Source organism: Alcanivorax sp. VBW004 (assembly GCF_009718865.1).
Taxonomy (GTDB): Bacteria; Pseudomonadota; Gammaproteobacteria; order Pseudomonadales; family Alcanivoracaceae; genus Alcanivorax.
Window position 1 is genome coordinate 2169145 of the sequence record NZ_WNHC01000001.1, and the last position, 26018, is coordinate 2195162.

Genomic DNA, 26018 nt, shown 5'->3' on the forward strand with positions numbered 1-26018 from the left:
TTGTATCGCAGGTACTCTTATTGGGAGAGCATGAAGTGTGTTTTCGTTCATGTTCCTAAAGCGGCCGGAACCAGTGTCAACACTGCTCTATACGGCAGAACTTTAGGGCATTATTCAGCAACGCAGATACAGTCCCGTTTTCCTTCCTTGTTTTCGGATTGTTTTACGTTTTCTTTGGTGAGGAACCCCTGGGATAGGGCGCTCTCCGCCTATCGCTTTGCTCGTATTGGTCGAACTGAATCAATGGGGGTTCACAAGCCTGAGCAGTATCAGATTCCTGAATTTTCCAACTTTGAGCGTTTTGTTTGTGATTGGCTTCCTTCAAGAGACCTTTCAAATTGTGACTTTATTTTTCAGCCACAATATTTATTTGTTTGTGATCATAATATGAAGATCATGGTTGGTCATTTGGGCTATGTTGAGCGACTGACTGAGACGGTCAGTTTTGTTGAGGCGCGTCTTGGACGGACTCTTGAGGTGAAGATGGCAAACTCAACCGCTACCCTGGATACAAATTATCGTGATGCCTATGTCAGTAATGAAATGATCGAAACAGTGCGTTCCGTTTATAGAGATGATATTGATCTCTTTGGATATGAATTTTAAACCTGCAGGGTTTTGACATGAGATTGATGCATTTTATTGCTGCGCCTGCAGCCGGAGGCGCTGAAGTTTACGTCAAGGACCTGTGCAAGGCGATGGTTCGGGAAGGGCATGATGTTCATTTAGTGTTTCTGAGTCGCGCTGAGGAGATTGGTCGTGATCCTGATTATGAGCAACGCTACCTTAAAGAAGTTGACTCAGCAGGAGTTGCCTATTCGTTTATGCCGCCGGGCTCAAGGCGGAGCCCTTTTAAATCAGGGCTGCATCTCAAAAAAATTGTAAGTGATTACTCGCCGGATCTGCTGCATTGCCACCTTTATTACTCGTTGCTGTTTGCATTTTTTGTTTCTTCTGTGCCTGTTGTCTATACGCATCATAATATCCTTCTGAAAGTACCTGCGTGGTTGTATCGGATTTTCGACTTCAGGGTTACGGCCTATATCGGTATTTCACAAGCTTGCGCTAACCTGTTGCGATCAGTTTCTGGCAGGTCGGTTCAGCGGATCGATAATGGCGTCGATTTTGACCGGATATTGCCCGTGGTTGCCAGGCGAGAGGTGGTTCCACATGTCGCAATGGTTGGTACTTTATGTGAACAGAAGAATTACGACCTTTTTCTTGAGGCTGCTGCGTTGTTAGGGGACATCGAATTTTCGGTTTCCATCGCTGGCGAAGGTGAAAGTAAGTACTGTTTGTTGAAAAAGGTTGATGATCTTGGGCTGGTCCGTAAAGTTTCCTTTCTGGGCAACATCTCGAATGTAAAAGAACTATTGGCAGGGGCTGATATTTTTGCCATGTCGTCCTCGTGGGAAGGATTGCCGATCTCCCTTCTGGAGGCGACTGCGGCTGGCCTGCCTTCCATTGTTACGAATGTTGGGGGGTGCTCAGAAGTGATTCACTCATGTCAGAGTGGCGTGGTAGTCGATGAGTCGACCCCGCAGGAATATGCGCACGCCTTACGCTCTTTGATTGAATCTCATGCATCTCGTTGCTTTTATGGGGATAATGCTTCTCGTTACTGCAGTAAATATAGTATCCAGCATTCTGCTGAAAGGCATTTGGCTCTTTACGATCAATTGGTTCGAGCATGAGGTTGTTCTGTGGGTGATCTCGGCTCTTCTGCCATTCAGCTTGTTTCATCTCTATTGGTCCTCATCTTAGGGGCTATTATTTGTCTCGCCCTGAGACGCGCTTTTAGCTGTTCGTCTTCTCGAATTTTGCTCATCTATTTTTGGCACTCCTTGTTTTCGGTAGTCTCTTTTCTCTACATCATCAATTACGGTGGCGATGCGATTGGGTATTTCCATTATAGTTTTGCTCCTGATCTGGGGTTTTCGTTTGGAACCGCGGCAATACGGTTTCTGGCCTCTTTTTTGACCCAGGGCTTTAATTTTTCATTGCTAGGTTGCTTTCTGGTATTTCAGATATTTGGGGCGATTGGCTTGATCGCTTTCGATGCGGCTTTGCGAGATGTGACGTGGCATAAGTCGCGTAATTTGCGGCTATTAGCTACGGGTATTGTATTTTTGCCTTCGGTGAGCTTCTGGTCTTCTGCGTTGGGCAAGGATGCGTTGTCGTTTTTCGCAATGGGATTGGCACTTTGGGCCGCATTGAATTTGAGGCGTCGGTGGGTATTACTGGGCGCTGCCATGTGTGTGATGCTCATCGTTCGGCCGCATATGGCTGGAATGCTCGGTCTTGGCCTCGCCGGTTCTTTCGTGTTTCAAAAAGGCATTCCACTACAGCAGAGGGTGGTTCTGGGTTCATGTGCTTTGGTTTTAGCGATCTCGCTTGTTCCCATTGGTCTGAGTTACGCTGGGGTCGGCGCTGACGCCGATGCCGGTGATGTCATGGAATACATTGAAGGGCGGCAGGGCCATAACCTGAAAGGTGGCGGTGCTGTTGATATTTCCGGGATGAGCCCCCCCGTTCAGATGTTCACCTACCTGTTCAGGCCCACGCTGATCGAAGTGCGTAACCTTTTTTCTCTGGCTGCAGCGCTGGATAATACCATTCTGCTTTTCCTGTTTGTCGCTGGGGGCTGGGCGCTGATCAGGAAGCCTTTGCCTGCACACTTGTTGGCCCACAACCGCATGTTCTTGTGGATTTACTCGCTGGGTGCCTGGCTGATTCTGGCGATGACCACCGCAAACCTGGGCATTGCGCTGCGTCAGAAGTGGATGTTTGCGCCGATGCTGATTTTTTTGTTGATTTCGGTGATGGGTCGGTCTCGGCTGCCTGTTGAATCGGAGTCGGCCAGTTTGGAGGAGACCAAGCGATGACAAAGCCGGTTTTCTTGTTGGTCGCCAGCTTTCCCGACTCTCTTATCAAGTTTCGTGGGCCGTTGATTGAGGCCTTGCTGGCTGCGGGTTGTCACGTGCATGTGGCCGTTCCTGGCCTTGACCCCCATTCCGATATTGCTACACGGCTGAGTGCACTGGGTGTACAGGCCTACGATATTCCTCTCCAGCGGACGGGTATGAATCCGCTCAAGGATCTTTCTGCCTTGTTTGCTCTGCGCAAACTGATGCGCCAGATCCGTGTTGACTATGTACTGAGCTATACCATCAAGCCTGTGATCTATGGTTCCCTGGCTGCCTGGATGGCGGGGGTAACCAACCGTTTTGCTCTGATTACCGGCTTGGGATATGCCTTTACTGGTGAGGCGACAGGCTTGCGTAAGGTACTGCGGGTGTTGATTCAGCAGCTGTATAGGTTTTCCTTGTCTCGAAATCGTCTGGTGTTTTTCCAGAACCCGGATGATGAGTCTTTGTTCAGACAGTTGAAACTATTGAAGCCGGCAATTCCTTCCCGTGTGGTGAATGGATCAGGTGTCGATGTGGCGGAATATGCAGTGTTGCCTTTGCCAGAGGCGCCGGCATTCCTTCTCATTGCTAGGCTGCTTGGAGACAAGGGGGTTCGCGAGTACGCACAAGCTGCTGCCTTGGTAAAAGCACAGTATCCTGAAGCGGTGTTCCGGCTGGTGGGCTGGATTGATGATAATCCGGATGCGATTCGTCAGCAGGAACTGGATAGCTGGATAGCGGCAGGAACCCTCGAGTTCCTTGGTAAGCTTGCGGATGTTCGTCCGGCAATTGCAGAAAGCGGTGTGTATGTGTTGCCTTCCTATCGTGAAGGGACGCCTCGCACCGTGCTGGAGGCCATGGCCATGGGGCGGGCAGTCATCACTACCGATGCCCCTGGGTGCCGTGAAACCGTGGTGGATGGCGATAATGGCTATCTTGTGCCGGTGCAGGACGTTAACTCGCTGGCTGAGGCCATGATCAGGCTGATAGAACAGCCTGAGCCAGTGGCTTTGATGGGGGCGCGTTCAAGGACTATCGCTGAAGAAAAGTACGACGTACACAAGGTAAACGCGGTGATGCTCAGGGAAATGAAGCTGACATGAAAATGGAGCTGACATGAAGCGGTTGATGGATATTTTAGGCGCCATGACGGGTTTGCTGTTGCTGGCCCCAGTCATTGTGTTTTTGTCCTTGCTTGTCAGAATCAAGCTGGGTAGCCCGGTGCTGTTTCGGCAGACTCGCCCAGGTAAAGCTGGGCAGGCGTTTGAGATGGCCAAGTTCCGTACCATGACCGATGACTGCGGCTCCAATGGTGAGCTACTACCGGACGTAGACCGGCTTACCGGGTTTGGGCAGTTCCTTCGTTCCAGCAGTCTGGATGAGTTGCCGGAACTGTGGAATGTCCTCAAGGGGGATATGAGCCTGGTGGGGCCGCGTCCTTTGCTGATGGACTATCTGCCTCTCTATTCCGAGCGCCAGGGTCGCCGCCATGAGGTGCGCCCCGGTATTACTGGCTGGGCACAGATCAATGGCCGTAATGCCCTTTCTTGGAATGAGAAGTTCGAACTGGATGTGTGGTATGTGGACAACCGTACTTTGTGGCTTGATATCAAGATCCTGTTTCTGACGGTGTGGAAGGTGGTGAAGCGGGATGACATTAACCAGGATGGTGAAGCAACCATGACTCGCTTTACCGGGAGAGATCAATGAAGCGTCGTCTTGGCATCATTGGTGCCGGAGGCCACGGCAAGGTGGTGGCGGATACGGCGTTGCGCTGTGGCTGGGAAGAGGTGGTGTTCTTTGATGGGGTTGCTGCTAAGGGTGCCTATTCCATTGGCCGCTGGGATGTGGTGGATGTGCCTGAGAATGCATCCCGCCATGTTTGTGATGCTTTTTTTGTTGCCATCGGCAATGCACTGCATCGTAGAACCTGGAGTGAAAGGCTGGTTGCCGATTCCCTTGCGTTGACAACCCTTACGGATCCCTCTGCGGTGATTAGCCCTTTTGCGGATATTGGTGAGGGGGTGTTGGTGGTAGCGGGTGCGGTCATCAATGTTGATGCGCGGGTTGGACGTGGCGCTATTATCAATACCTGCGCCAGTCTTGACCATGATTGTGTGATCGGCGATTACAGCCATGTCTGCCCAGCCGTTGCACTGGGCGGTGAGGTTACTGTAGGTGAGGGTTCATGGCTGGGGATCGGTTGCCAGGTTAAGCAATGCATTGCTATCGGTAATGCTGTGACTGTGGGCGCCGGTGCCACGGTAGTATCTGATATTCAAGATGGTTTGACGGTGGTGGGTACGCCTGCTCGCCCGCAATAATTTTTCTGAGGTTTTCCATGCTTAATGGCCCTTTTTCGCCCTGGCCTTCCTTTACCCAGGAAGAGTCCGATGCGGTGTCTCGCGTACTCTTTTCCAATAAGGTGAATTACTGGACGGGCCAGGAGGGGCGTGAATTCGAGCGAGAATTCGCCGCCTTTGCCGGTACCGAGTATGCCATCGCGGTGGCCAACGGCACCTTGGCGCTGGATCTCGCCTTGCAGGGCTTAGGTATTGGCGCAGGAGACGAAGTGGTGGTAACGCCGCGGACGTTTCTTGCGTCTGCTACTTCCGTAATTAATGCCGGGGCGACGCCGGTGTTTGCTGATGTGGACCCGGAAACCCAGAACATTACCCCTGAAACTGTCGCTGCCGTGATTACCCCGAACACCAAAGCGGTCGTTTGCGTGCATCTGGCGGGTTGGCCCTGTGACATGGATGGTTTCATGGCATTGGCCGAGCAGCATGATTTGTTCGTGATCGAAGACTGTGCCCAAGCACACGGTGCTACCTATAAAGGTAAACCGGTGGGCGGCCTGGGGCATGTGGGTTGCTGGTCGTTCTGCCAGGACAAGATCATGTCCACCGGTGGAGAAGGTGGCATGGTTACGGTCAATGACCGTGGTTTGTGGTCCCAGATGTGGAGCTTCAAAGACCACGGAAAAAGCTGGAACGCCGTTTATGAGCGTGAGCATCCGCCCGGCTTCCGTTGGTTGCATGAGTCGATAGGCACTAATTTTCGGTTGACGGAAATGCAGTCCGCTATTGGTCGGATTCAGTTGCAGCGTATGCCCGAATGGACCGCTGCACGCCAGGCTAATTGCCGTGCAATCTGGGAAACGGCGGCCTCGCTGCCTGGGTTGCGTGTGCCGGAGGTGCCAGAAGGCATCGGCCATGCGGGTTACAAGTGTTATGTGTTTGTGGATGAGGCTGTTGTTAATGAGCCTGTAGCCGATGTGCGTGACCGGATTATGAATGCCGTTGTCGCAGAAGGGGGGCCGTGTTTTTCAGGGTCCTGTTCGGAGGTATATCGGGAAAAAGCGTTTACGGATCTTCGGTTGGGGCCGCAGGAGCGGTTGCCGGTTGCCAAGGCCTTGGGTGAAAGTTCGTTGATGTTTTTGGTGCACCCGACGTTGACTGAGGTTGAGATTGATATGACCTGTGAGGTGTTGCGCAAGGTGATGAGTTCGGATGTCGGGTTACGGCCTTCGGCCTAACACGACCTACGCGCGATTGCTTTGTGTTTGTGGTTTGTAGGTCGAATTAGCCTAAAGGCGTAATCCGACAATGAACTTGGCAGGTGAGTGCAGCGGGTCATGGCTATGCCTGGTTCGATCTATGGATGGATGAATGTCGGATTACGTCCTTCGGACTAATTCGACCTACCGATGAGGTGGGTGTTTGATTCGATTGTGCCGGTTCTCGGCGAGCTTTCTGCTTTTTTCTTTTCTGGCTTTTCTGCTGGTGTTCCACTTTACGTATGCGGTGCTTCCCCTCATCGCTGGGGCGTCAGCAGTGCTGTGCCTGCTGTTTTCGGGGCGGCGTTTTAGTGGGGCATTTGCTGTTGATGACTACCTGATACTGGCGGTTCTGGTCTTGTTTTCTGCAGTGTGGCTAGGCGACGTCTGGCGTACTGGACAGTGGCCGGTGGGAGAAGGGCGGCAGGGTGTCTGGCTGCCGGTGTGGCCACTGCTGGCGGGTCTGGTTTTGCTGGTATGGCGATGCGTGCCACCGACAGCCACAGCGTGGTGGTTTGGGGTGCTGGTTGGCGCGCTGTTGGCCGGCGGAATTGCTGCTTATGAGTCTCTCTGGCTTGGTGGTGGGCGCGCACACAATGGGATGAACCCGATCCCGTTTGGGAACCTTGCGTTATTACTGGCGACGCTCTCACTGGTGCTACTCGTATATCCGCGTGCATTATTTGGGCATGAATACTCGGGCTGCAAACGGGTCCTGTGTGTATTGGGCGTGTTCGCGGGGCTTCTGGCTTCGGTGTTATCCGGTACACGAGGGGGCTGGGTGGTGTTTCCTGTATTGGCGCTGATTTTGTGTTGGGCTGCGTCATTTATGCTGCCCCGCAAGGGCATTGCTGTCTGGTCTGTGCTTTTGTTGTCTTCACTGTTGATGATCGCGCTATTGCCGCAGGTGTCGGTATCGAATCGTGTCAGCCAGGGAGTGGGAGATCTTGAGGAGTACGTTGATGGAGAGCGGGACTCCTCGCTGGGGATACGTTTGGAGATGTGGGAGGCCGGTTGGCTCCTGATCAAGGCAAAGCCGTTGCTTGGTTGGGGCGAGGGCAGGCTTGAGGTGCGCCGGGATGAGTGGGTCGCTGAAGGTCGTTTTACACAAGGGGTGAGTCTTCATGATCAGTTGCATAGCGACATGATTGATACCTTGGCGCGCCGCGGTTTGTTGGGGTTGTTGTCATTGCTGGGATTGTATGGGGTGCCGCTATGGCTTTTCTGGCGCTATTGGCGGCAGGGCGCAAAGGCGGGGAACAGTGAGGTGCAGGCTTTTGCGCTGTGTGGTGTGCTGATTGTGGTGGCCTTTGTCGGGTTTGGACTCAGCCAGTCCATGTTGCGGGACGCCCGGGGATTGTCTGGTTTCCTGGGCCTAATGGTGGCCTGTTGGTGCCTGCTCAAACAGGCGGCTGAGTGTCAGGGCGATGCCGGGTTACGGCCTTCGGCCTCTCTGTGCCCTTGGGTAAACACGACTTACGAGTAGATGGTGTGGTTTGTAGGTCGAATTAGCCTGAAGGCGTAATCCGACAAGGGACTTGGCAAGTGAGTGCGTCTGTCATAGCTGTGCTTGGCTTGGTCTATGGATGAATGAGTGTCGGATTACGTCCTTCAGACTAATTCGACCTACCGGGTTGCCGCGGAGCGTTCGTTTGCAACAGATTGAAAAAGATTCACGATTACGAGGCAGCGTCACTGACTGTGGTTGCCATTTGTCGCTTAATTGTCACGGTTTATGACTAGATTGCACCTAAATTAGTGCTTTTTACCCGTTGGATATCCTGAGGAACGGCCTATAATGCTCCTCCGGCTAATTAGTGTGACGAAAGTCACAGACGTATGGCTAAGAGGGACTTTGCCGTATTAGTCGCCCCTGTGGTCGCATGGATGGACCTGTTATGACGAACAAGTATCTGTATTCCCCCGTGCATCAGATGGTATCACTGTCTCGTGCGGCTAAGCGCTTGATTATGCTGAGTGCGGATGCGCTGGCGGCGCCTTTGCTGCTGTGGCTGGCTTATGGGCTGCGCCTGAATTCGGCAACGCCAGACGTTGCTGACCTCTGGTTGCTTGTGGCCGGGCCCATGGTGCTATTGCCTGCCTTGTACGCCTTTGGCTTTTACCGCTCGATTGTGCGTTACCTCGGTGCAGAGGTGGCGTGGTCTATTTTGGCTGGCGTGACGTTTTCCGTGGTATTGCTGGCTGCTTCCTCCTATATGGTGTCGGCGTCGACGCCCCGTTCTGTCTTTATCATCTTCTGGGCGTTGTTGGTGCTCTACCTGGGCGGCAGCCGTTTCATGATGCGCCGCTTTCTTTACAACGTTTTGGGTAAGCGTATTGCCAGTGAGTCAGTGGCTGTTTTTGGTGCCGGCGGTGCTGGCGCTCAGTTGGTGTCTGGCCTGCTTTCCACGGCGGAGTTACACCCGCTGATGATTGTGGATGATGCGCCAGGCAAACAGGGTACGCTGCTTTGCGGCGTGCCGGTAGTCAGTCGCCGCAAGCTTGAAAAGGCCGTTGAGCGAGGTGTGATCCGGACTGTGCTTTTGGCACTGCCTTCTGAAAGCCGTGCCACGCGTATGGCGGTGGTGCGTTGGCTGGAAACGCTGAATGTGCATGTGCAAACGGTGCCTTCGTTTGCTGATATTGCCAGCGGCAAGGCGCGCCTTGAGGAAATCAAGGAAGTCTCCATTGATGACTTGCTGGGCCGTGATGCGGTGCCGCCCCGTACGGATTTACTGTCGCGCTGTATCAGCGGTAAGCATGTTTTGGTGACTGGGGCTGCGGGTTCCATTGGTAGTGAGCTGTGTCGTCAAATCCTCAAACTGAATCCCTCCCGATTGGTGCTGCTGGATCAAAGCGAGTTTGGCCTGTATGCCATTGAGAAGGAATTGCGGGCAGCACTGACTAGCCTGGGCAGAGATATCGAGGTTGAGGCGGTGTTGGGCTCGGTGGTGAATCGTGGACTGATGGAGCGCCTGTGCCGTGAAAACCGAGTCGACACTGTGTACCACGCGGCGGCTTACAAGCATGTGCCGATTGTGGAGGCGAATCCAGCTGCAGGTGTGCGCAATAATATTCTGGGGACGCTGGAAGCAGCCTTAGGCGCGGAAGCGGCCCATGTGAAGCATTTTATCCTGGTGTCTACCGACAAGGCGGTGCGCCCTACCAATGTGATGGGGGCCACCAAGCGTTTTGCTGAACTGGTGCTTCAGGCCATTGCCGCGCGGGGCTCGGAAACGGTGTTTTCCATGGTCCGTTTTGGCAACGTGCTGGGGTCTTCCGGCTCCGTGGTGCCCCTGTTCCGTGATCAGATTCAGAAGGGCGGGCCGGTGACGGTGACCCATCCGGATGTAATTCGTTATTTCATGACTATTCCGGAAGCTTCCCAGCTGGTGATTCAGGCCGGCGCCATGGCCCGGGGCGGCGAGGTGTTTGTGCTGGATATGGGTGAGCCGGTGCGGATTGTGGACTTGGCCCGCACCATGGTGCATTTGATGGGTATGTCCGTGCGGGATGACAATAATCCGGACGGCGATATCGATATTGCCTTTTCCGGTCTGCGTCCGGGTGAGAAGCTCTATGAAGAGCTGCTGATTGGTGACTGCAGTACGCGAACCGAGCACGAGATGATTATGCAGGCCCATGAAGAAAAGCTTGAATGGGATGAAATTTATTTTGCTCTGGAGGCGTTCCGCAAGGGATTGGCTCGCGCTGACCAGGATGCCCTGCGCGCCTTGCTGCGCAGCTATGTGAATGGCTACGAGCCCGGTGGGGCGAGTATCGAGTCGCCGCAAAGCGCCCCAAGCCGCGAATTGCCGGCGATGGTGGCGAAAACGGCGAGCATGGCAGAATAGTCTTGCCTGATTGTCGGGTTACGCCTTTAGGCTAACCCGACCTACCAAACTACACGTTGTGGGAGCGGTGGTTCCACCGCGATGCAAACCCCTTGATGGTGAGTTCCGTAGGTCGAATTAGGCGTAGCCGTAATCCGACATTATTCTGTGGGTGTTGTTTTTTGCTTATAGTAAATTTGACTAAGCCCTCCCTTTTTATATTCCCTTTGCCCTGTAAAATGCCCTTTTGCTGCGGGATTTCTCACGTGGCGTCTTGGCTTGTGTGGTTGACCGAATGACCGTGGACATACTGATAACACTGCTGATTGTGTTGGCTGTGCTGGGGGCACTGGTCAGTAACCGTGTGCCTGCGGATATGACCATGATGGCAGCACTTGTTCTGGTGTTGATCACAGGCATTATTTCTCCAGGAGAGGCTCTCTCTGGTTTTGCCAACCCGGGCCTGATGACTATTGCTGCGCTGTACGTGGTGGCAGCCGCCTTGCGGGATACCGGGGCCATTTATTGGGTGGCGCACCGGTTGCTAGGGCAGCCCAAGTCGGTACTTTCCAGTCAGTTCCGTTTGATCGCGCCCGCTTCCATTCTGAGTGCCTTTCTCAATAACACCACCGTTGTGGCCATGATGATTCCTGCGGTGCAGGAATGGGCGCAACGCTTACGGTTGTCTGCCTCCAAACTGCTGTTACCGCTGAGTTATGCGGCTATTCTCGGCGGCACCTGTACGCTTATCGGCACGAGCACCAATCTGGTGGTGGACGGTTTGGTACAGGAAAAAGGCCTGCCGGCATTCGGCATTTTCGATGTGGCCTGGGTGGGTGTGCCGGTGTTGCTGGGTGGTGCGGCATTCATGTTGTTAATCAGCCGCTTTTTGTTGCCGAACCGGGCCAGTATGGCGTCGCAGTGGGAAGATGCCCGTGAGTACCACGTCGAGATGCTGGTCGCGAAAGGCAGCCCGCTGGCAGGGCGTACTATCCAGGACGGGGGGCTGCGGAACCTGACCTATGGCTTTTTGACCGATATTCAGCGTGATGAACGCCTGTTTACGGCGGTTGGTCCGGAAATGACGCTGCAGGAAGGCGATTTACTGGCGTTTGTCGGGGTGCCGGAGTGCGCGCGGGAGCTGCAACGCATTAACGGTTTACAGGCCGCCCATGGTGGTGCGCACAAGCTGGGCCTGAATAACCACCAACGCCATCTTGTGGAAGTGGTACTGAGCCCGGAATTTCCGGGTATTGGTCGTTCTGTGAAGGAAACGGGGTTTCGCACCCGTTATCAGGCAGCGATTTTGAGTATCAGCCGCAATGGGAAGCGTGTGCCCGGCAAGGTGGGCGAGCAGTGTTTGAAGGTGGGGGATACCCTGCTGCTGGAAACCAGTCAGCAGTTTGTCGAGCAGTACCAGTATCGTCGCGATTTCATGCTGGTGAGCCCGTTGAAGGATTCCACGCCCCCGGACTTTCGCCGTGCGCCGCAGGCAGTGGCAGTGTTGGTGGCCATGGTGATGGCGAATGTGTTGGGGCTGGCCTCGACCCTGGAGGCGGCCATGTTCGCAGCCGGGCTGATGATCGCGCTGCGTTGTGTCACCGTGAACCGCTCGCGGATGAACGTGAGTGTGAACTTGCCGGTGTTGGTGGTGATCGGCGCCTCTTTTGCGTTAGGCAAAGCCATGGAGTCCAGCGGCGCGGCCGCCTGGATTGTGGAACAGGTGATCCCGGACGGCGGTTTGTCGCCCTTTATGGCGCTAGTGATTATTTACCTGCTCACAGCCGTGTTCACCGAAATGATCACCAACAATGCCGCTGCCGTATTGGTTTTTCCCATCGCCATCGGTGTGGCGGAACAACTGGGCGTTAGCCCCATGCCCTTCATCGTCGCGGTCATGTTCGCCGCCTCTGCCAGCTTTATGACCCCGCTGGGTTACCAGACCAACTTGATGGTCATGGGCCCAGGTGGCTACACGTTCAGTGATTATCTGAAGATCGGGTTTCCGATGAGTGTGGTGGTGGCGGTGATTAGCCTGACGGTTATTCCGATGGTTTGGGGATTTTGAAAGTTTCGAGATTCGAGTTGCGAGTTTCGAAATACTAATGCTTGGACAAGGATGTCCTGGTAAGGAGTAAGGATGCGGTTCGAAGAAATGGAAGTATGGCGCCGGTCAACGTCCCTATGTATTCAAATGTATCGGCACTTTCGTGAGTGTCGTGATTTTGGCTTCAAGGACCAGATAACAAGGTCTGCCCTGTCTGTGCCCAGCAATATTGCGGAGGCTATGAACGGCTATCTCTCAAAGATAGAGGGAGGTTCTGGAGTTATGCAAAAGGTTCGGTCGGCGAACTAAGAACCCAGATACATATTGGAACTGAAATTGATTACATCGATGAAGACATTGCAGGCCAATGGCTTTCGGAGACGGATCAACTTTCCAGAATGCTTGGTGCGCTGATTCATGGCATCAGGCGGCAATTGGATGAGTGTTGAAGTTGCTTTTCGTAACTCGCGGCTCGTAACTCGCAACTTGAAACTAAGGAATATCGCATGTCTGAGAAATCCCCATACCAGGAAAAAGCAAACGAATCCAAGGCCCATGTCGTATGGCATGAGTCTAATGTGTCCAAGGCAGACCGCGCGAAGGTTAAGGGCCAGAAGCCGAAGTGTATCTGGCTGACGGGTCTGTCCGGTTCCGGTAAATCTACACTGGCGAATGCGCTGGAAGTGGCACTGACCGAGCAGGGCCAGCACACTTATTTGCTGGACGGCGATAACGTGCGCCACGGCCTGAACAAGAACTTGGGCATGAGCGATGAAGACCGCACCGAGAACATCCGCCGGGTGTCTGAAGTGGCCAAGCTGATGGTGGATGCAGGCCTTATTGTTGTCACCGCCTTCATCAGCCCGTTCCGGGCGGACCGTGATGCCGCCCGTGAGTTGTTCGAAGATGGCGAGTTCGTGGAAGTGTTTGTGGACGCGCCACTGGAAGAGTGCGAGAAGCGCGACCCCAAAGGCCTGTACCAGAAAGCGCGCCAGGGCATTATCAAGGAATTCACCGGTATCGATAGCCCTTACGAAGCCCCGGCTAAGCCGGAGCTGGTGGTGAATACCGCTGAAAACGATATTGAAGCCTGTGTGAAGCAACTGATCGCTGCGATTGTTTGAGTTCTTGATGCATCAAGCGATAGGTCAGGATGACTGCTGAAGTTTATCTGTAAGTGGTGAGGGGCGGCTTCGATGAAATTCCTTGCAGTAAGCTTCCGCAGTAAAGCAGCGATTATTAGCCATTGATTTTGCAAGCGAAATTTTCCACAGGGCAGCTTGCCTGTTCCCTTTGTGCTGCGGTCGTTAGATTGCAGTTGAGACGGTGTTGGTTGGGGCGCTTGGGTTGTATACTGGGCTGCTTTTTCTTGTCCGGCTTGGATGGCCGGGCTGTAGTCTGACTGTTGGGGTCGAGAATGAAGATTGCGGTAGCCGGAACCGGTTATGTGGGGCTTTCCAATGCGGTGTTGCTGGCCCAGCACAATACGGTGGTTGCGCTGGATATTGATGCGGCCAAGGTGGAGAAGATCCGGAACGGAATTTCGCCCATTGAGGACGCACTGATCGAGGAGTATCTGGCGGGCAAAGCGCTGGATCTGCAAGCGACGACAGACAAGCAGGAAGCCTTTGAGGGCGCTGACTTCGTGGTAGTGGCGACGCCGACCGATTACGACCCGCAAACCAACTATTTCAACACGCGCACGGTCGAGGCGGTGATCGGTGATGTGCTTGAGATCAATCCTTCCGCGACCATTATTATCAAATCTACCGTGCCGGTGGGCTATACCGCCTCTCTCCGACAGCAGTTCGGGGGAGAGAACATTCTGTTTTCCCCCGAGTTTCTTCGGGAGGGAAAGGCCCTTTACGACAACCTGTACCCTTCGCGAATCATTGTCGGTGGGCATTGCGACCTGGCAAAAACCTTTGCCGGTCTGCTTTCGCAAGGGGCAATCATTGACGATGTGCCAACGCTTTTTGCCAATTCCACTGAAGCTGAGGCTATCAAACTATTCGCCAATACCTACCTGGCCATGCGCGTGGCCTACTTCAACGAACTGGACAGCTATGCGGCTTCCCATGGTCTTGATACCCGGCAGATAATCGATGGGGTCTGTCTGGATCCGCGCATTGGTGACCACTACAACAATCCTTCATTTGGGTACGGTGGCTACTGCCTTCCGAAAGACACCAAGCAGCTGCTGGCTAATTATTCTGATGTGCCCAACAACATGATCCAGGCGATCGTGGATGCCAACCGTACCCGTAAGGATTTCGTTGCTGAAGATATCTTGCGAAGGGGGCCCAAGCGAGTAGGGATTTATCGACTGGTGATGAAGGCTGGATCGGATAACTTTCGGGCCTCGTCCATTCAGGGGGTGATGAAGCGCCTCAAGGCCAAAGGAGTTGAAGTGGTGGTGTACGAACCAGCGTTAGCAGAAGATTCCTTTTTCAATTCGGAGGTTATCCGGAATTTTGACACATTTACATCCGGTTGTGATGTGATTGTATCCAACCGGATGGTTGAGGAGCTGGCTCCCTGTGCTGAGAAGGTTTACACCCGGGATCTGTTTGGCAGCGACTGAGTGATGCGTTATGGGTAGAGTCTGGCGAGTTTTCCTGCTGGCTGTCATCACCCTGTTGTTTATGTGTGGTGCGATGTTGCCGGGTGAGATGAGAGAGACAGTAAGCAAAGCCCTGTCACTGGGCGGTATTGATGCCTATGCCCACGTATTCTTTTGTGCCTTGATAGCACTATTGTTAGGTTGGAGTTGGGCATCTCCCTCTTGGGTGTTTGTCTTGGTGATGCTGCTGGGTGGCCTGATTGAACTGGTTCAGCTTTGGATTCCATACCGCTCAACCACTTGGAGTGATGTGGCTGGCAATGCGGTTGGCTCGATTATTGGGCTGTTAATATTGTGGCTAGGCAGACAGCTCTTGAAAAGAGGGAGTAATGGTTAGAAAAGCGGTGTTACCGGTGGCGGGATTCGGTTCGCGGATGTTGCCGGCGTCAAAGTCGATTCCCAAGGAGATGCTGCCTATTGTCGACCGCCCTGCCATTGAGTATGTGGTCAAGGAAGCGGTTAGAGCCGGCATCAAGGAAATTATCCTAGTATCTCATTCTGCCAAGACGGCGATTGAGGACTACTTCGACACCCAGTTTGAGCTGGAGCAGCAATTGGCCGAGAAAGGCAAGGACGCGCTGCTGGCCGAGGTGCGCGATATCCTGCCTGATGATGTGAGTGTGATTTCGGTGCGCCAGCACCGTGCGTTGGGCTTGGGGCACGCTGTGGCCTGTGCGGCGCCGGTGGTGGGGTATGAGCCGTTCGCGGTGCTGCTGCCGGATGTGCTGGTGGACTGCGAGGGTGAGGCTGAAGACTTGGGCTTGATGGTGGCGGCTTATGGTACCAGTGGTGCGGCGCAGATCATGGTAGAAGAGGTGCCTGCGGAGCGTGTGGATCAGTATGGCATTGTGGCACTGAAAGGTGGGGTGCCGTTACCCGGTGAATCTTCTGCCATGACGGCGGTGGTCGAGAAGCCCGCTGTTGAGGATGCGCCATCTCGTTTGTCCGTAGTGGGGCGGTATGTTCTGCCGGGGGAGATCATGGCGATTCTGGCCGAAACCCCGCCGGGTGCAGGTAATGAGATTCAGCTGACTGATGCCATTGCGACTTTGATGCAACGTGCGCCGGTGGAAGCCTATGCCATGCGCGGCCGAACGTTTGACTGTGGTAACAAGGCCGGCTATTTGCAGGCTGTTTTCCATTATGCGGCCCGGCACCCGGAGCTGGGCGAGCAGGTGCGAGCAATGATGGCGGCGGAGTTAGGCGAAGCAGGAGCGAGTTGAAAGTTTAAAGTTTAAAGTTGAAAGGGAAGTCAAAGGCATGACCGGCGCTTGTGGGCAGGGAACTGGATTTGTAGAAGGCTGCTGCTGTTTGCAGGCGAAGTGCTTGGGGTTTCGCCTGTAGGTCGCTCCCGCGTAGGGGCGTGGGCTCCTACAGGGCAGCAAAACGGAAGGAAAGTATGCATATAACGGTATACGGCGACACCTTGTGTGCTCAGGTGACGGCCACGGCCATGGCGCAGACGGGGCATCAGGTTAACTGGTGTGTGGTGGAGCCCGCGTCTCGCGAGCGACTTGCCCAAGGAGGTCCGCTGTTTCGTGAGCAGGGGCTGGATCGCCTTTTTGCGGACCAACTGGAAAGCGGCCGTCTGACGACGTGTTTCTGGGAGGATGTGCCGCCGGAGGGGGCAAGTGCTGTTTTCCTGGCCTTGCAACCGGGCCAACGCGGTGTGGCCGAGGAATTGATAAAGAGTCTGGTGCACTCCCATGGATGTGGGGTGATTGTTAACCAGACCGTGGGGCCGGTGGGCTCTGCCGAGTTGCTGCGCGACATCGCCAAACAGATTGATCCCGATGCTGTCTTGGTCGCTCTGCCTGATTTGATTCAGGAAGGGAATGCCTTCCAGACGTTTACTCGCCCGGACAGCATTTTGCTGGGCTGTGACGACGGCGAGGGTGAGGCATTGGTGCGGGAGCTGTTGCGTCCCTTCAACCGTCGCAAGGACGTGATTCAGGTGATGAGCCTGCGAGAGGCGGAGTTCGCCAAGCTGGCCATCAGTGGGATCCTGGCTACCCGTATCAGCTATATGAATGACATGGCCAGCTTGTCCGAATCGTTGGGTGTCGATATTGATGTGGTGCGAGTGGCCATGGGGGCCGACCCGCGCATTGGCGAGGCCTACCTGTATCCAGGCTGCGGTTTTGGTGGCCCGGGCCTGAGCAGCAACGTGCTGGCGCTGGTGGACGCATTGAATGAGCGGGCCGCGGAGCCGGGTCTGCTTGAGCGTGTGCTGCAGACCAATGAGCGCCAGAAGGAAGTGCTGTTCCGCAAGTTCTGGCAGTTCCATCAGGGCAATGTGGCAGGAAAGAAGGTGGCGCTGTGGGGGGTGGCGTTCAAGCCCGGCACCCATCGCGTAGACAATGCGCCTGCGTTGAAAGTGATTGAAGCTCTGTGGGCTCAGGGGGTAGAGGTCACGGCCCATGATCCCAAGGCGCTGCCGGATCTGGAAAGCTGGGCCCAGGGGCGGGGTGCGCTGACCCTGTGCGACGACCCGTATGAAGCTGTTCAAGGGGCAGATGCGCTGATGTTGATCACGGAGTGGAAGCCTTACTGGAGCCCGGACTGGCAGCGGCTGAAACGCGCCATGCGCGAGCCGTTGATCCTGGATGGCCGCAATATTTATGAGCCTGCCTTTGTCAGTGAACAGGGGCTAGTGTATAGAGGGATAGGGCGTTAATCATGGTTCCGGAACAGGACGTTCTCACTATCAGTACGATCTGGTCACAGCTGGCACAGCGTGCCGAACAGGAAAAATTCCTGCATCTGGCAGATCTTTTCGCGTCGGATCAGGGCCGTTTTGGTCGTTTCAGCCTCGAAGACGCTGGGTTGCTGGCGGATTTCAGCAAGCAGCGCCTTACTGACGAGAGCCGGGATCTGCTGGTTAAGCTTGCTGATGAGCGCCAGCTAAGACACTGGATGGATGCGTTGTTTGCTGGTGCCGAGGTGAACTGTACCGAGGGCCGCGCCGCCAAGCACTGGTGCCTGCGTGAGCCTGTGGACAAGGCGCCGGGCGTGCATGAGCAGCTGGGTGCCATGGAGGGTATGGCGGATCGTATCCTCAAGGGCCATTGGCGGGGCGTGCTGGGTGATGCCATCACGGATGTGGTTAATGTGGGCGTGGGGGGATCGGATCTAGGCCCCTTGATGGCTGCCTTTGCCTTGCAGTCTTGTCTTCCTCCTGAAGAATTGTGTCGCCCCCGTATTCACTTCGCTTCCTCGATGGATGGCAGTCAGGTTTCCCAGATACTGCAGGAGCTGAATCCGAGGACAACTCTGTTCCTGGTGTCCTCAAAATCCTTTACTACCGTCGACACACTGCATAATGCCCGGACTGCAAGGCAGTGGCTGGCTCGGGGGCTGGGACTGGATTGCGACGATGGGGCATTATTACGCTGTCATTTCATCGGCATTTCCGCCAATGCCGAGCGTATGGTCGAGTGGGGCATCACGCCGGACAACCAGCTGCTTTTCTGGGACTGGGTGGGGGGGCGTTACTCGCTCTGGTCTGCCATCGGTTTGCCGATTGCGCTGACGGTAGGCATGGCAGGATTCAGGGAGATGCTGGCCGGCGCCCATGAGATGGATGAGCATTGCCGTACCCGACCCTGGGAGACCAATATTCCGGTCATGCTGGCGCTGGTGGATGTCTGGAATATTAATTTCCTCGACATCAGGGCTCGGGCCGTGCTGCCTTACGACGGGCGTCTCAAGCACCTGCCTGCCTATCTTGAGCAGCTTGAGATGGAGTCCAACGGCAAGAGCGTTTCCCGCTCCGGGAAGCCGCTGGATTATGACACCTGCCCGGTGATCTGGGGCGAGGTGGGCACAAATGCCCAGCATGCTTTTTTCCAGCTGCTGCATCAGGGAACCCAGACTATTGCCTGCGAGTTTCTGATGACCGCCAAACGCTACACTGAGTCCGTGCATTCCGCGTCTGCGTGTGAGCTGGAAAGTCAGCATGCCTTGTCGAATGCCAATTGCCTGGCTCAGTCTCGTTTGCTGGCATTGGGTGAGAAAGCCCTGGATCCCTCGCTGGCGTTGCCATCCTATAAGCGTTATCACGGTAATCAGCCTAGTACCACTCTGGTCCTGGATGAGCTTTCTCCTCGTGTGTTGGGAGCGTTGCTTGCCATGTATGAACACAAGGTGTTTGTACAGGCTGTTATCTGGGGGATTAATCCCTTTGATCAGTGGGGGGTAGAGATGGGTAAGGTGATCGCCACCGATATGCTTGAGGTGCTGGCTGACCCGAGCTCGACAGCTGGTCTGGATGCTTCCACTTTGGCCCTGGCCCGGCACGTTTCCAGAAAGCAGCAATGACTTTCCTGGAAAGATTGAGAGTGTATGTCTTCTCCGGCCGCGCCCTGGCCAGCAACCCCTTTTGGGTGCCCGGTGCACCTTAATGAGGATGAGCTTACATGCTGATCACTGCTACCCGCATTCCTGATGTCAAACTGATCCAGCCTGAGGTCTTTGGCGACTCACGTGGTTTTTTCATGGAAAGCTGGAATGCTCGTGCGTTTGCAGAGGCCGGGATATCGGCAGATTTTGTTCAGGATAATCATAGCCTTTCGGTCAGGCACACGCTGCGTGGGTTGCATTACCAGCTTGATCAACCTCAGGGGAAACTGGTGCGTTGTAGCCGGGGAGAGGTTTTTGATGTGGCTGTTGATCTGCGGATGGGGGCGCCCACCCGTTTTCAGTGGGTCGGGACCTATCTGTCTGGTGACAACAAAGCCCAAATCTGGATTCCTCCGGGCTTTGCTCATGGCTTTCTTGTGCTCAGTGATGTCGCAGAGATCCAGTATAAGTGCACCGAATTCTATTCCTCGGCTTCGGAGAAGTGTATCCACTGGGCTGATCCCGAACTAGCTATTCGTTGGCCTCAGGAAGGGCCTGTGCGGCTATCCGAAAAGGACGCTCAGGGGCGTTCATTGGCTGAAGCCAAACTGCCAGGCTGAGTATCTTTGGCGGCGCCTTTGTCGAGTGTTCAGCATTTGTGGGGCCACCATAGGACTGGCATGAGGCATGAGTCTCTGCGGCCTGCGATTCCAACGCATTTCACGTATGATGGCGCCTTAAGCATTCGGCCAGTTATCAGGATGATTTCCCTAATGAGTACCCCCATTCCCGCCTCAATTTTCCGAGCCTATGACATCCGCGGTATTTACGAAGACACGCTGACCGATGAATGGGCATATCTGATCGGACGAAGCATCGGCTCGGAAGTACTGTCACACGGGCAAACTGCTATTGCGGTTGCGCGGGATGGCCGATTGTCGGGGCCGGCGCTGGTAAAGGCGCTGAGTGACGGTATAAGGGCTACAGGCTGCGATGTGGTGGATGTGGGTATGGTGCCCACCCCGGGCCTCTACTTCGCGACATACCATCTCGAGGGGCTCAATTCCGGTGTAATGCTGACTGGAAGCCATAACCCCGGCAATTACAACGGGTTCAAGATCGTGATTGATGGCACTACCTTGTCAGGTGACCGTATCCAGGCGTTGCGTAAGCGGATTATTGAGGGTGACCTGGAGACGTCAGAGCAGCGGGGGAGCTATCGGGGGTGTGATGTGCTGGAAGCGTATCAACAGGCGTTTCTGGCCGCTCACTCGCTGACGCGCCCGATGAAGGTAGTAGTGGATTGCGGTAATGGCATTACCGGCGTGCAGGCTCCTCAAGCCCTTGCTGCCCTGGGGTGTGAAGTGGTGCCACTTTTCACCGAGGTAGATGGCACCTTCCCCAATCACCACCCGGATCCGGGTGATATGAAAAATCTGGTTGACCTGATTGCCGCCGTGAAGTCAGAAAAAGCAGATCTGGGGTTGGCGTTTGACGGTGATGGAGACCGGGTAGGGGTGGTTACGCCGGCAGGCGAGGTGGTCTACCCGGATATTCTATTGATGGCCCTAGCCGAGGACATGGTGAGCCGTAACCCCGGTGCGAAGGTGATCTTTGATGTGAAATGCACGGGGTCGCTGTTCGATGTGATTCGTCACGCTGGCGGTGAGCCGGAAATGTGGCAGACTGGCCATTCCCTTATCAAGGCACGGATGAAGGAAACCGGGGCCTTGCTGGCTGGTGAGATGAGCGGCCATATTTTCTTTGCGGAAGATTGGTATGGCTTTGATGATGCGCTGGTGGCTGCCGCCCGGATTCTGGCAATTATCAGTCGATCTGAGGGCGATGCGGGTGCACTCTTCAGCCGTTATCCCGCACTGTGCACTACGCCAGAAATCAATATTAATGTTACGGAAGAAAATAAGTTCGCCATTGTGGCGTATCTTCAAAATCAGGCAGAATTTGGAGAGGGGGAGCGTCGGGTGATTGACGGTATTCGCATGGATTATGCGGATGGCTGGGGTCTGTGTCGGGCGTCGAATACCTCGCCAAAGCTGGTGCTGCGGTTTGAAGCGGATAATAAGGGCGCTTTGGCCCGAATTCGCAGCCTGTTTGAAGATAATGTGGCCAAAGCCATGTCGGCAGTTGGTTGAAAACTGTAGGAGCTTGCCCGCAAGCGATCAGCCAAGTCGCTGAGTAACCTGGACGGTGCTTGAAAGTGGGGTTCCGCTTGCAGGTAAACTCCTGTGGTAAAATGTCCCCGGCTCTAGGGCGTATATCAGATCAGGATGACATCAATGAAGAAAGTGCTTGTTACTGGTGGGGCTGGATATATCGGTTCTCATACTGTCTTGTTATTGCTTGAGGCTGGGAATGATGTTGTCGTGCTGGATAACCTTTCCAACAGCAGTGAGGAAAGCCTGCTGCGGGTGCAGAAGCTGGCTGGCCGTGAGCTGACTTTCATCAAAGGTGATATCCGCGATAACGTTTGCCTAGATCAACTATTTGGTGAGCACAAAATCACTGCGGTGATCCACTTCGCAGGCCTGAAAGCGGTGGGTGAGTCTGTTGACCAGCCGCTGCGTTATTATGACTGTAATGTGGTTGGCTCCATTCGTTTGCTGGAGGCTATGGAGCGTGCTGGTGTAAAGCGACTGGTGTTCAGTTCTTCTGCCACTGTTTATGGTGACCCAGCCTCTGTACCTATTCGTGAAGACTTTCCCTTGAGCTCCACTAACCCGTATGGGGCAAGCAAATTGCATATCGAGGATATGTTACGTGACCTTTATCGATCTGATAGCAACTGGGGGCTGGCGATACTACGCTATTTCAATCCAGTGGGAGCCCACGAGAGCGGAGAAATTGGCGAAGATCCCAACGGTATTCCCAGCAACCTGATGCCTTTTATTGCCCAGGTTGCGGTTGGAAAGCGTGAAAAATTGAGAGTGTTTGGTGGCGATTACCCGACTTCGGATGGCACAGGGGTGCGAGATTATATTCATGTCATGGATCTAGCCGCTGGCCACCTGGCTGCACTGCAGGCGCTGGAATCAAGCCCCGGAATGTTTACCACGAATCTTGGTACTGGACGTGGCTACAGTGTTTTGGAGATGATTTCGGCGTTTGCCAATACGTCAGGCAGGGATGTGCCTTATGACATTGTGGGCCGCCGTGCAGGAGATGTTGCGCAGTGTTTTGCTGACCCGTCGCATGCCCAGGCCGCCCTCAATTGGCAAGCGACTCGCGGCGTGGATGAAATGTGCAGGGATCATTGGCATTGGCAAGAGAGAAACCCTGACGGCTACAAGGGATAATTCACTCTTCTACTTCTCAGATGGATTTATTTCACTTCCGGGGAATGAAGCCAGCCCAGCCATCTTGCCAGAGCAGGAAGCTTGCTTCTAAGTACTCCTCGAAGTGCGTAGTTAGCAAAGTAGTAGCTGGCGAGGACTAGTGATAACCCTTCTTCCTTTCGATAAAGCTGCCAGTTATAACCGGCAGTTTTTCCCTTGTTTGACGATAGCGAGTTGCCCATGACTCGATACGTCGTTAACGGCTCGCTGTTGATTCCAAATCCTTTTGACGTGAGCTTGAGAATTTTCAGCCAAAGTCCGAAGTCTTGTCGCTTGCGCATATCAGGCATGAATACCTTGCCAACGACGGCCGTATCGTACATCGCGGTGGAGCAGCCGATGACATTGGTTTTGAGCAGCTCTCTGTAGGTGATGGTCTCCGGGACACCGACAAGGCTTATCAGGTTGCCGTTCTCATCAACTCGGGCATAGCTGGTAAATGATAGCGGCCAGTTGTTGCTTTGCATCAACTCTAATTGGCGCTCCAGTTTATTCGGGTGCCAGCTGTCATCAGCATCGAGGAAAGCAATGTAGCGCCCTTTGGCACGCTCGATACCTGCATTTCGGGCAATTGCAGCGCCGCCATTTTCCAGTTGTCGGATTAGATGAATGCGAGTGTCCGCATCACAATAAGCTTGGGCTTTGTCGCACGTATCATCCGGTGAGCAGTCGTCCACCAGCATCAGTTCCCAGTCGGTGAAAGTCTGGGCGAGGATCGACTCCACGGTCTTGGGCAGGGTGAGGGAAGCGTTGAAGCACGGTGTAATCACGGAAACGAGAGGCTCTTGCATGGCTTATCGTCTTTCCAGCTTGCCGTTAGCCAACAGTCTGACTGTTTCTGCAAGTTCGATGAGCCAAAGCAGTGTCTGTACGCGTAGTACCGTGGCTTTTTGTCTTGCGGTGATTTTTGGGTTACGCAAGGCATACCAGAAAAGCCAAACGGGAGGGATTAGTGTTTTGAGGATGAACTTTGCCCGCCGGGGTGCCGGGCCGGAACGAACTTGGCCGCCTTTCTGGCGTTTCAGTTTGGTAATAAGTTCCTGCCAGCTGTCCCTGGCTGGGTGCAGGACTTCGGCGGCAGGCAAGTAGGCCAAAGGAAAGCCCTCGACTGCAGCCCTTTGACAAAATTCCGCGTCACCCCCGGAGAAGCGCTGCTCATCAAACGTGCCTATCGTATCAAATACTTGGCGTGGAATAGAAAGGTTCGCGGTAACGGCATAGCCTCGTCGAACATAACGAGCCTGAGGAAGCCCCATCGCCATGTCATAGACTTCAATCGGATTGGGCTTGCCATTGTGGAAGCGTTTTACGGTGACAGCACCAGCGATTAGTTGTGGTTGCTCCTGTTCCTGATAGGCCCGCCAGAGCAATTCCAGCCACTCTTGCTGTGGCTTGCAGTCTGCATCGGTAAATACCAGCAACTCTCCCTGCGCGTGTTGCAGGCCCTTGTTACGTGCTGCATAGGAGCCTGGTGTCGGGCACTCCAGTAACGTCACAAAATCGGGCAGTTCGCTTTGATCGGGCACCTGATCGGAGCCGTTATCAACAATAAAGCACTCCCAGAGCTCTTTGCTCAGGGTTTGTGCGCGCAGGGCATCAAAAAGAACAACGGTGAGTTCCCAGTGTTGGAAGATGGGAATGATGATGCTGATTCTTGGTATGGTTTTTGCCATCACATGGCACCAAAACCGGTGGCGATGGTTTTGAGGGTGCGCATGGTGACCAGGAAATCCAGCGTCGGGGACAGATTCTTGATGTAGTAGAAGTCGTGCTCCACTTTTTCTCGAGTGCTTTCAGTGTTGGTGGCGTAGCCATGGTTCACCTGCGCCCAGCCGGTGATGCCGGGGCGAACGATATGGCGGTAACTGTAATAGGGGACTTCGTCCTCGAATTTTTCCACAAAGCCGGGTTGTTCGGGGCGTGGGCCGATCAGGCTCATGTCGCCTTTCAGTACATTGAAGAACTGCGGTAATTCGTCAATGCGAAATTTACGAATGAAGGCGCCAAGTCGTGTGATTCGATGTGCATCCTGATCTGCAAACTGTGGGACAAGGTTGTCGTCATCATGGGGACGCATGGAGCGGAATTTATACATGCGAAATACGCGGTTGCCTTTACCGATGCGGTGCTGGACAAACAGGGCCGGGCCGGGGGAATCGAGGCGAACCAGGCCGGCCACGATTAGGCACACCGGAAGCAGCAGTGGGGCTACCAGCAGCGTCATCAGGATATCAAAGGCGCGTTTGGCGGCCAGGTAGACCGGCTGCGGCTGCAGGTTTGCCAGGTCGGTGCTCTGCAGGGTGGTAAGGTTGACCTTTCCATCCAGTGTTTCCGTGACCTTGCGGGCATTGAATACGGGCATGCCGGAGATGTTGCAGTGACTGATGAATCGGATCCATTCGTCTTCTAGATCCGCATCCATATCGACAACAATGCCATCAAAGCGTGTGTCACCAAGTGACGGCGTTTCCAGCACCCGAAACTCAAGGTTCCTGGCATTTCGGGGCAGCAGTTGTTCAATGGCTTCTGAGGGGATGAAGGCCAGTTTCAGACTGCGAAAGCGGCGGTTGATAATCACGGCCAGCACTTGGGTCGCCAGCAGAATGACGACACCCAAAAACAGTGATGTGCGTGCGTATTCGATTCTGAGGAGTAATACCAAGGCGATGACCAGTGCCACTGCAACCAGGCAGGTGCCCAGCATATGCGATACCGCCTTGCCCCCTGCGAACTTGGCAATATTCCTGCCCAGATAAATGCTGATGATGTAACAAGCCGCAAGCAGCCCCAAGGTAATTGCCTGGTTGTCATTCTGGATCCAAGCTTGGTAGCTGATGAACTGCGCACAGGGAATGATGGCTGCCAATGCCAGCAAATGGCCAATCACCGGATTCAGAAGGATTCGCTCATACCAGCGATTGTGGCGTGATGGCGAGATGGCGCTGGGATCCTGGTGCATGCTTAGCTCATTATGGGGGGGCAGTGTCAAAGCCTGTCTCCGTGTTATAGGCAACAATCAGGCGAGAGGGATATTCTACCATGCTGAAAGCTATCCACAATTCGTAGGGCCGGGGTTGGAGCGGGAAGGTTTTTTCATGGGGGGCGGGGTTGCAGTTTGACGGGAGTTTATACGTCGTTTGATGGCGGCTCCGCTATGCCGGCATGGGCTTCCACTGGGTAAGGGGGGGGGCGTAATTGTTACAAAAAAAGGGCCTACCCGATGGGTAGGCCCTTTCTATTTGGCTCCGCCTGCTGGGCTCGAACCAGCGACCCAATGATTAACAGTCATTTGCTCTACCAACTGAGCTAAGGCGGAATGTCTTGAGGCGCGTATATTAGTGACGCCTCCCGGG

22 protein-coding genes, 1 tRNA gene and 1 pseudogene are annotated in these 26018 nt (G+C 54.4%); 20 read left to right on the forward strand and 4 right to left on the reverse strand.

Annotated features, from left to right (window positions below):
• The first annotated feature begins 30 nt into the window (after nucleotides 1-30).
• The 20 genes and pseudogenes from F1529_RS09970 to galE all read left to right on the forward strand — a co-directional run bounded on the left by F1529_RS09970 (nucleotide 31) and on the right by galE (nucleotide 22626).
• Nucleotides 31-606 carry a sulfotransferase family 2 domain-containing protein gene (locus F1529_RS09970; RefSeq protein ID WP_196220393.1) on the forward strand — a complete coding sequence of 192 codons (576 nt, stop codon included), beginning with the start codon at nucleotides 31-33 and terminating at the stop codon, nucleotides 604-606.
• Nucleotides 607-623: 17 nt separating this feature from the next.
• On the forward strand, nucleotides 624-1694 hold the full coding sequence (locus tag F1529_RS09975; protein WP_155134301.1) for a glycosyltransferase family 4 protein: 1071 nt from the start codon (nucleotides 624-626) through the stop codon (nucleotides 1692-1694).
• A 9-nt stretch (nucleotides 1695-1703) separates the two neighbouring features.
• Complete coding sequence (locus tag F1529_RS09980; RefSeq protein WP_370457001.1) at nucleotides 1704-2885, forward strand: hypothetical protein; 1182 nt, start codon at nucleotides 1704-1706, stop codon at nucleotides 2883-2885.
• The gene (locus F1529_RS09985; RefSeq protein ID WP_155134304.1) at nucleotides 2882-4012 is read left to right on the forward strand and encodes a glycosyltransferase family 4 protein; all 1131 of its coding nucleotides are present in this window, start codon (nucleotides 2882-2884) and stop codon (nucleotides 4010-4012) included. The genes F1529_RS09980 and F1529_RS09985 overlap by 4 nt, the downstream gene beginning before the upstream one ends.
• Nucleotides 4013-4025: 13 nt before the next feature.
• On the forward strand, nucleotides 4026-4619 hold the full coding sequence (locus F1529_RS09990) for a sugar transferase (RefSeq protein WP_155134307.1): 594 nt from the start codon (nucleotides 4026-4028) through the stop codon (nucleotides 4617-4619).
• Nucleotides 4616-5233, forward strand: a complete 618-nt coding sequence (locus tag F1529_RS09995) for an acetyltransferase (RefSeq protein ID WP_155134310.1) — start codon at nucleotides 4616-4618, stop codon at nucleotides 5231-5233. The genes F1529_RS09990 and F1529_RS09995 overlap by 4 nt, the downstream gene beginning before the upstream one ends.
• A 17-nt stretch (nucleotides 5234-5250) precedes the next feature.
• Nucleotides 5251-6447: a DegT/DnrJ/EryC1/StrS aminotransferase family protein gene (locus tag F1529_RS10000; protein WP_155134313.1), complete on the forward strand. Its 1197-nt coding sequence runs from the start codon at nucleotides 5251-5253 to the stop codon at nucleotides 6445-6447.
• A gap of 184 nt (nucleotides 6448-6631) precedes the next feature.
• Nucleotides 6632-7954, forward strand: a complete 1323-nt coding sequence (locus F1529_RS10005; RefSeq protein WP_155134316.1) for an O-antigen ligase — start codon at nucleotides 6632-6634, stop codon at nucleotides 7952-7954.
• A 412-nt stretch (nucleotides 7955-8366) separates the two neighbouring features.
• Nucleotides 8367-10322, forward strand: coding sequence for a nucleoside-diphosphate sugar epimerase/dehydratase (locus F1529_RS10010; RefSeq protein WP_230457758.1), 1956 nt, complete (start codon nucleotides 8367-8369; stop codon nucleotides 10320-10322).
• A 274-nt stretch (nucleotides 10323-10596) separates the two neighbouring features.
• On the forward strand, nucleotides 10597-12369 hold the full coding sequence (locus F1529_RS10015; protein ID WP_155134319.1) for an SLC13 family permease: 1773 nt from the start codon (nucleotides 10597-10599) through the stop codon (nucleotides 12367-12369).
• Nucleotides 12370-12456: 87 nt separating this feature from the next.
• Nucleotides 12457-12797 (forward strand): annotated as a pseudogene (locus F1529_RS10020) (four helix bundle protein).
• A 57-nt stretch (nucleotides 12798-12854) separates the two neighbouring features.
• Nucleotides 12855-13472: an adenylyl-sulfate kinase gene (gene cysC, locus F1529_RS10025; RefSeq protein WP_155134322.1), complete on the forward strand. Its 618-nt coding sequence runs from the start codon at nucleotides 12855-12857 to the stop codon at nucleotides 13470-13472.
• Nucleotides 13473-13765: 293 nt separating this feature from the next.
• On the forward strand, nucleotides 13766-14932 hold the full coding sequence (locus tag F1529_RS10030) for a nucleotide sugar dehydrogenase (protein WP_155134325.1): 1167 nt from the start codon (nucleotides 13766-13768) through the stop codon (nucleotides 14930-14932).
• 10 nt (nucleotides 14933-14942) lie between these two features.
• Nucleotides 14943-15308: a VanZ family protein gene (locus tag F1529_RS10035; protein ID WP_155134328.1), complete on the forward strand. Its 366-nt coding sequence runs from the start codon at nucleotides 14943-14945 to the stop codon at nucleotides 15306-15308.
• Nucleotides 15301-16194, forward strand: a complete 894-nt coding sequence (locus F1529_RS10040) for a UTP--glucose-1-phosphate uridylyltransferase (protein ID WP_155134331.1) — start codon at nucleotides 15301-15303, stop codon at nucleotides 16192-16194. Before F1529_RS10035 ends, F1529_RS10040 begins: the two co-directional genes overlap by 8 nt.
• A 176-nt stretch (nucleotides 16195-16370) precedes the next feature.
• Complete coding sequence (locus tag F1529_RS10045) at nucleotides 16371-17648, forward strand: UDP-glucose/GDP-mannose dehydrogenase family protein (RefSeq protein ID WP_155134335.1); 1278 nt, start codon at nucleotides 16371-16373, stop codon at nucleotides 17646-17648.
• Between the two features lie 2 nt (nucleotides 17649-17650).
• Nucleotides 17651-19291, forward strand: a complete 1641-nt coding sequence (gene pgi, locus F1529_RS10050) for a glucose-6-phosphate isomerase (RefSeq protein WP_155134338.1) — start codon at nucleotides 17651-17653, stop codon at nucleotides 19289-19291.
• A 98-nt stretch (nucleotides 19292-19389) separates the two neighbouring features.
• Entirely contained in the window at nucleotides 19390-19932 is a 543-nt protein-coding gene (gene rfbC, locus F1529_RS10055) for a dTDP-4-dehydrorhamnose 3,5-epimerase (protein WP_155134341.1), read from the forward strand.
• Between the two features lie 153 nt (nucleotides 19933-20085).
• Nucleotides 20086-21465 (forward strand): phosphomannomutase/phosphoglucomutase, encoded by a 1380-nt coding sequence (locus F1529_RS10060; RefSeq protein WP_155134344.1) that lies wholly within the window; start codon nucleotides 20086-20088, stop codon nucleotides 21463-21465.
• 144 nt (nucleotides 21466-21609) lie between these two features.
• Nucleotides 21610-22626, forward strand: a complete 1017-nt coding sequence (galE, locus tag F1529_RS10065; RefSeq protein ID WP_155134347.1) for a UDP-glucose 4-epimerase GalE — start codon at nucleotides 21610-21612, stop codon at nucleotides 22624-22626.
• Nucleotides 22627-22652: 26 nt separating this feature from the next.
• On the opposite strand, the gene F1529_RS10070 is transcribed toward galE, so the two are convergent.
• The 4 genes from F1529_RS10070 to F1529_RS10085 form a co-directional block, all read right to left on the reverse strand.
• Nucleotides 22653-23456, reverse strand: coding sequence for a glycosyltransferase family 2 protein (locus F1529_RS10070; RefSeq protein WP_155134350.1), 804 nt, complete (start codon nucleotides 23454-23456; stop codon nucleotides 22653-22655).
• 3 nt (nucleotides 23457-23459) lie between these two features.
• Complete coding sequence (locus F1529_RS10075) at nucleotides 23460-24338, reverse strand: glycosyltransferase family 2 protein (RefSeq protein WP_155134353.1); 879 nt, start codon at nucleotides 24336-24338, stop codon at nucleotides 23460-23462.
• Complete coding sequence (locus F1529_RS10080; RefSeq protein WP_155134356.1) at nucleotides 24338-25624, reverse strand: exopolysaccharide biosynthesis polyprenyl glycosylphosphotransferase; 1287 nt, start codon at nucleotides 25622-25624, stop codon at nucleotides 24338-24340. The genes F1529_RS10075 and F1529_RS10080 overlap by 1 nt, the downstream gene beginning before the upstream one ends.
• A 281-nt stretch (nucleotides 25625-25905) precedes the next feature.
• Nucleotides 25906-25981, reverse strand: a tRNA-Asn gene (locus F1529_RS10085).
• Nucleotides 25982-26018: the final 37 nt, after the last annotated feature.

Bases quoted from the DNA above. Each gene is read 5' to 3' on its own strand.
- F1529_RS10010 (WP_230457758.1), top strand. From the start codon at position 8,367: ATGACGAACAAGTATCTGTATTCCCCCGTGCATCAGATGGTATCACTG.
- galE (WP_155134347.1), top strand. From the start codon at position 21,610: ATGAAGAAAGTGCTTGTTACTGGTGGGGCTGGATATATCGGTTCTCAT.
- F1529_RS10030 (WP_155134325.1), top strand. From the start codon at position 13,766: ATGAAGATTGCGGTAGCCGGAACCGGTTATGTGGGGCTTTCCAATGCG.
- F1529_RS09985 (WP_155134304.1), top strand. From the start codon at position 2,882: ATGACAAAGCCGGTTTTCTTGTTGGTCGCCAGCTTTCCCGACTCTCTT.
- F1529_RS10000 (WP_155134313.1), top strand. From the start codon at position 5,251: ATGCTTAATGGCCCTTTTTCGCCCTGGCCTTCCTTTACCCAGGAAGAG.
- cysC (WP_155134322.1), top strand. From the start codon at position 12,855: ATGTCTGAGAAATCCCCATACCAGGAAAAAGCAAACGAATCCAAGGCC.
- F1529_RS09995 (WP_155134310.1), top strand. From the start codon at position 4,616: ATGAAGCGTCGTCTTGGCATCATTGGTGCCGGAGGCCACGGCAAGGTG.
- pgi (WP_155134338.1), top strand. From the start codon at position 17,651: ATGGTTCCGGAACAGGACGTTCTCACTATCAGTACGATCTGGTCACAG.
- F1529_RS09975 (WP_155134301.1), top strand. From the start codon at position 624: ATGAGATTGATGCATTTTATTGCTGCGCCTGCAGCCGGAGGCGCTGAA.
- F1529_RS10060 (WP_155134344.1), top strand. From the start codon at position 20,086: ATGAGTACCCCCATTCCCGCCTCAATTTTCCGAGCCTATGACATCCGC.
- F1529_RS10035 (WP_155134328.1), top strand. From the start codon at position 14,943: ATGGGTAGAGTCTGGCGAGTTTTCCTGCTGGCTGTCATCACCCTGTTG.
- F1529_RS10015 (WP_155134319.1), top strand. From the start codon at position 10,597: ATGACCGTGGACATACTGATAACACTGCTGATTGTGTTGGCTGTGCTG.
- rfbC (WP_155134341.1), top strand. From the start codon at position 19,390: ATGCTGATCACTGCTACCCGCATTCCTGATGTCAAACTGATCCAGCCT.
- F1529_RS10075 (WP_155134353.1), bottom strand. From the start codon at position 24,338: ATGGCAAAAACCATACCAAGAATCAGCATCATCATTCCCATCTTCCAA.
- F1529_RS10070 (WP_155134350.1), bottom strand. From the start codon at position 23,456: ATGCAAGAGCCTCTCGTTTCCGTGATTACACCGTGCTTCAACGCTTCC.
- F1529_RS09990 (WP_155134307.1), top strand. From the start codon at position 4,026: ATGAAGCGGTTGATGGATATTTTAGGCGCCATGACGGGTTTGCTGTTG.
- F1529_RS10040 (WP_155134331.1), top strand. From the start codon at position 15,301: ATGGTTAGAAAAGCGGTGTTACCGGTGGCGGGATTCGGTTCGCGGATG.
- F1529_RS10045 (WP_155134335.1), top strand. From the start codon at position 16,371: ATGCATATAACGGTATACGGCGACACCTTGTGTGCTCAGGTGACGGCC.
- F1529_RS09970 (WP_196220393.1), top strand. From the start codon at position 31: ATGAAGTGTGTTTTCGTTCATGTTCCTAAAGCGGCCGGAACCAGTGTC.
- F1529_RS10080 (WP_155134356.1), bottom strand. From the start codon at position 25,624: ATGCACCAGGATCCCAGCGCCATCTCGCCATCACGCCACAATCGCTGG.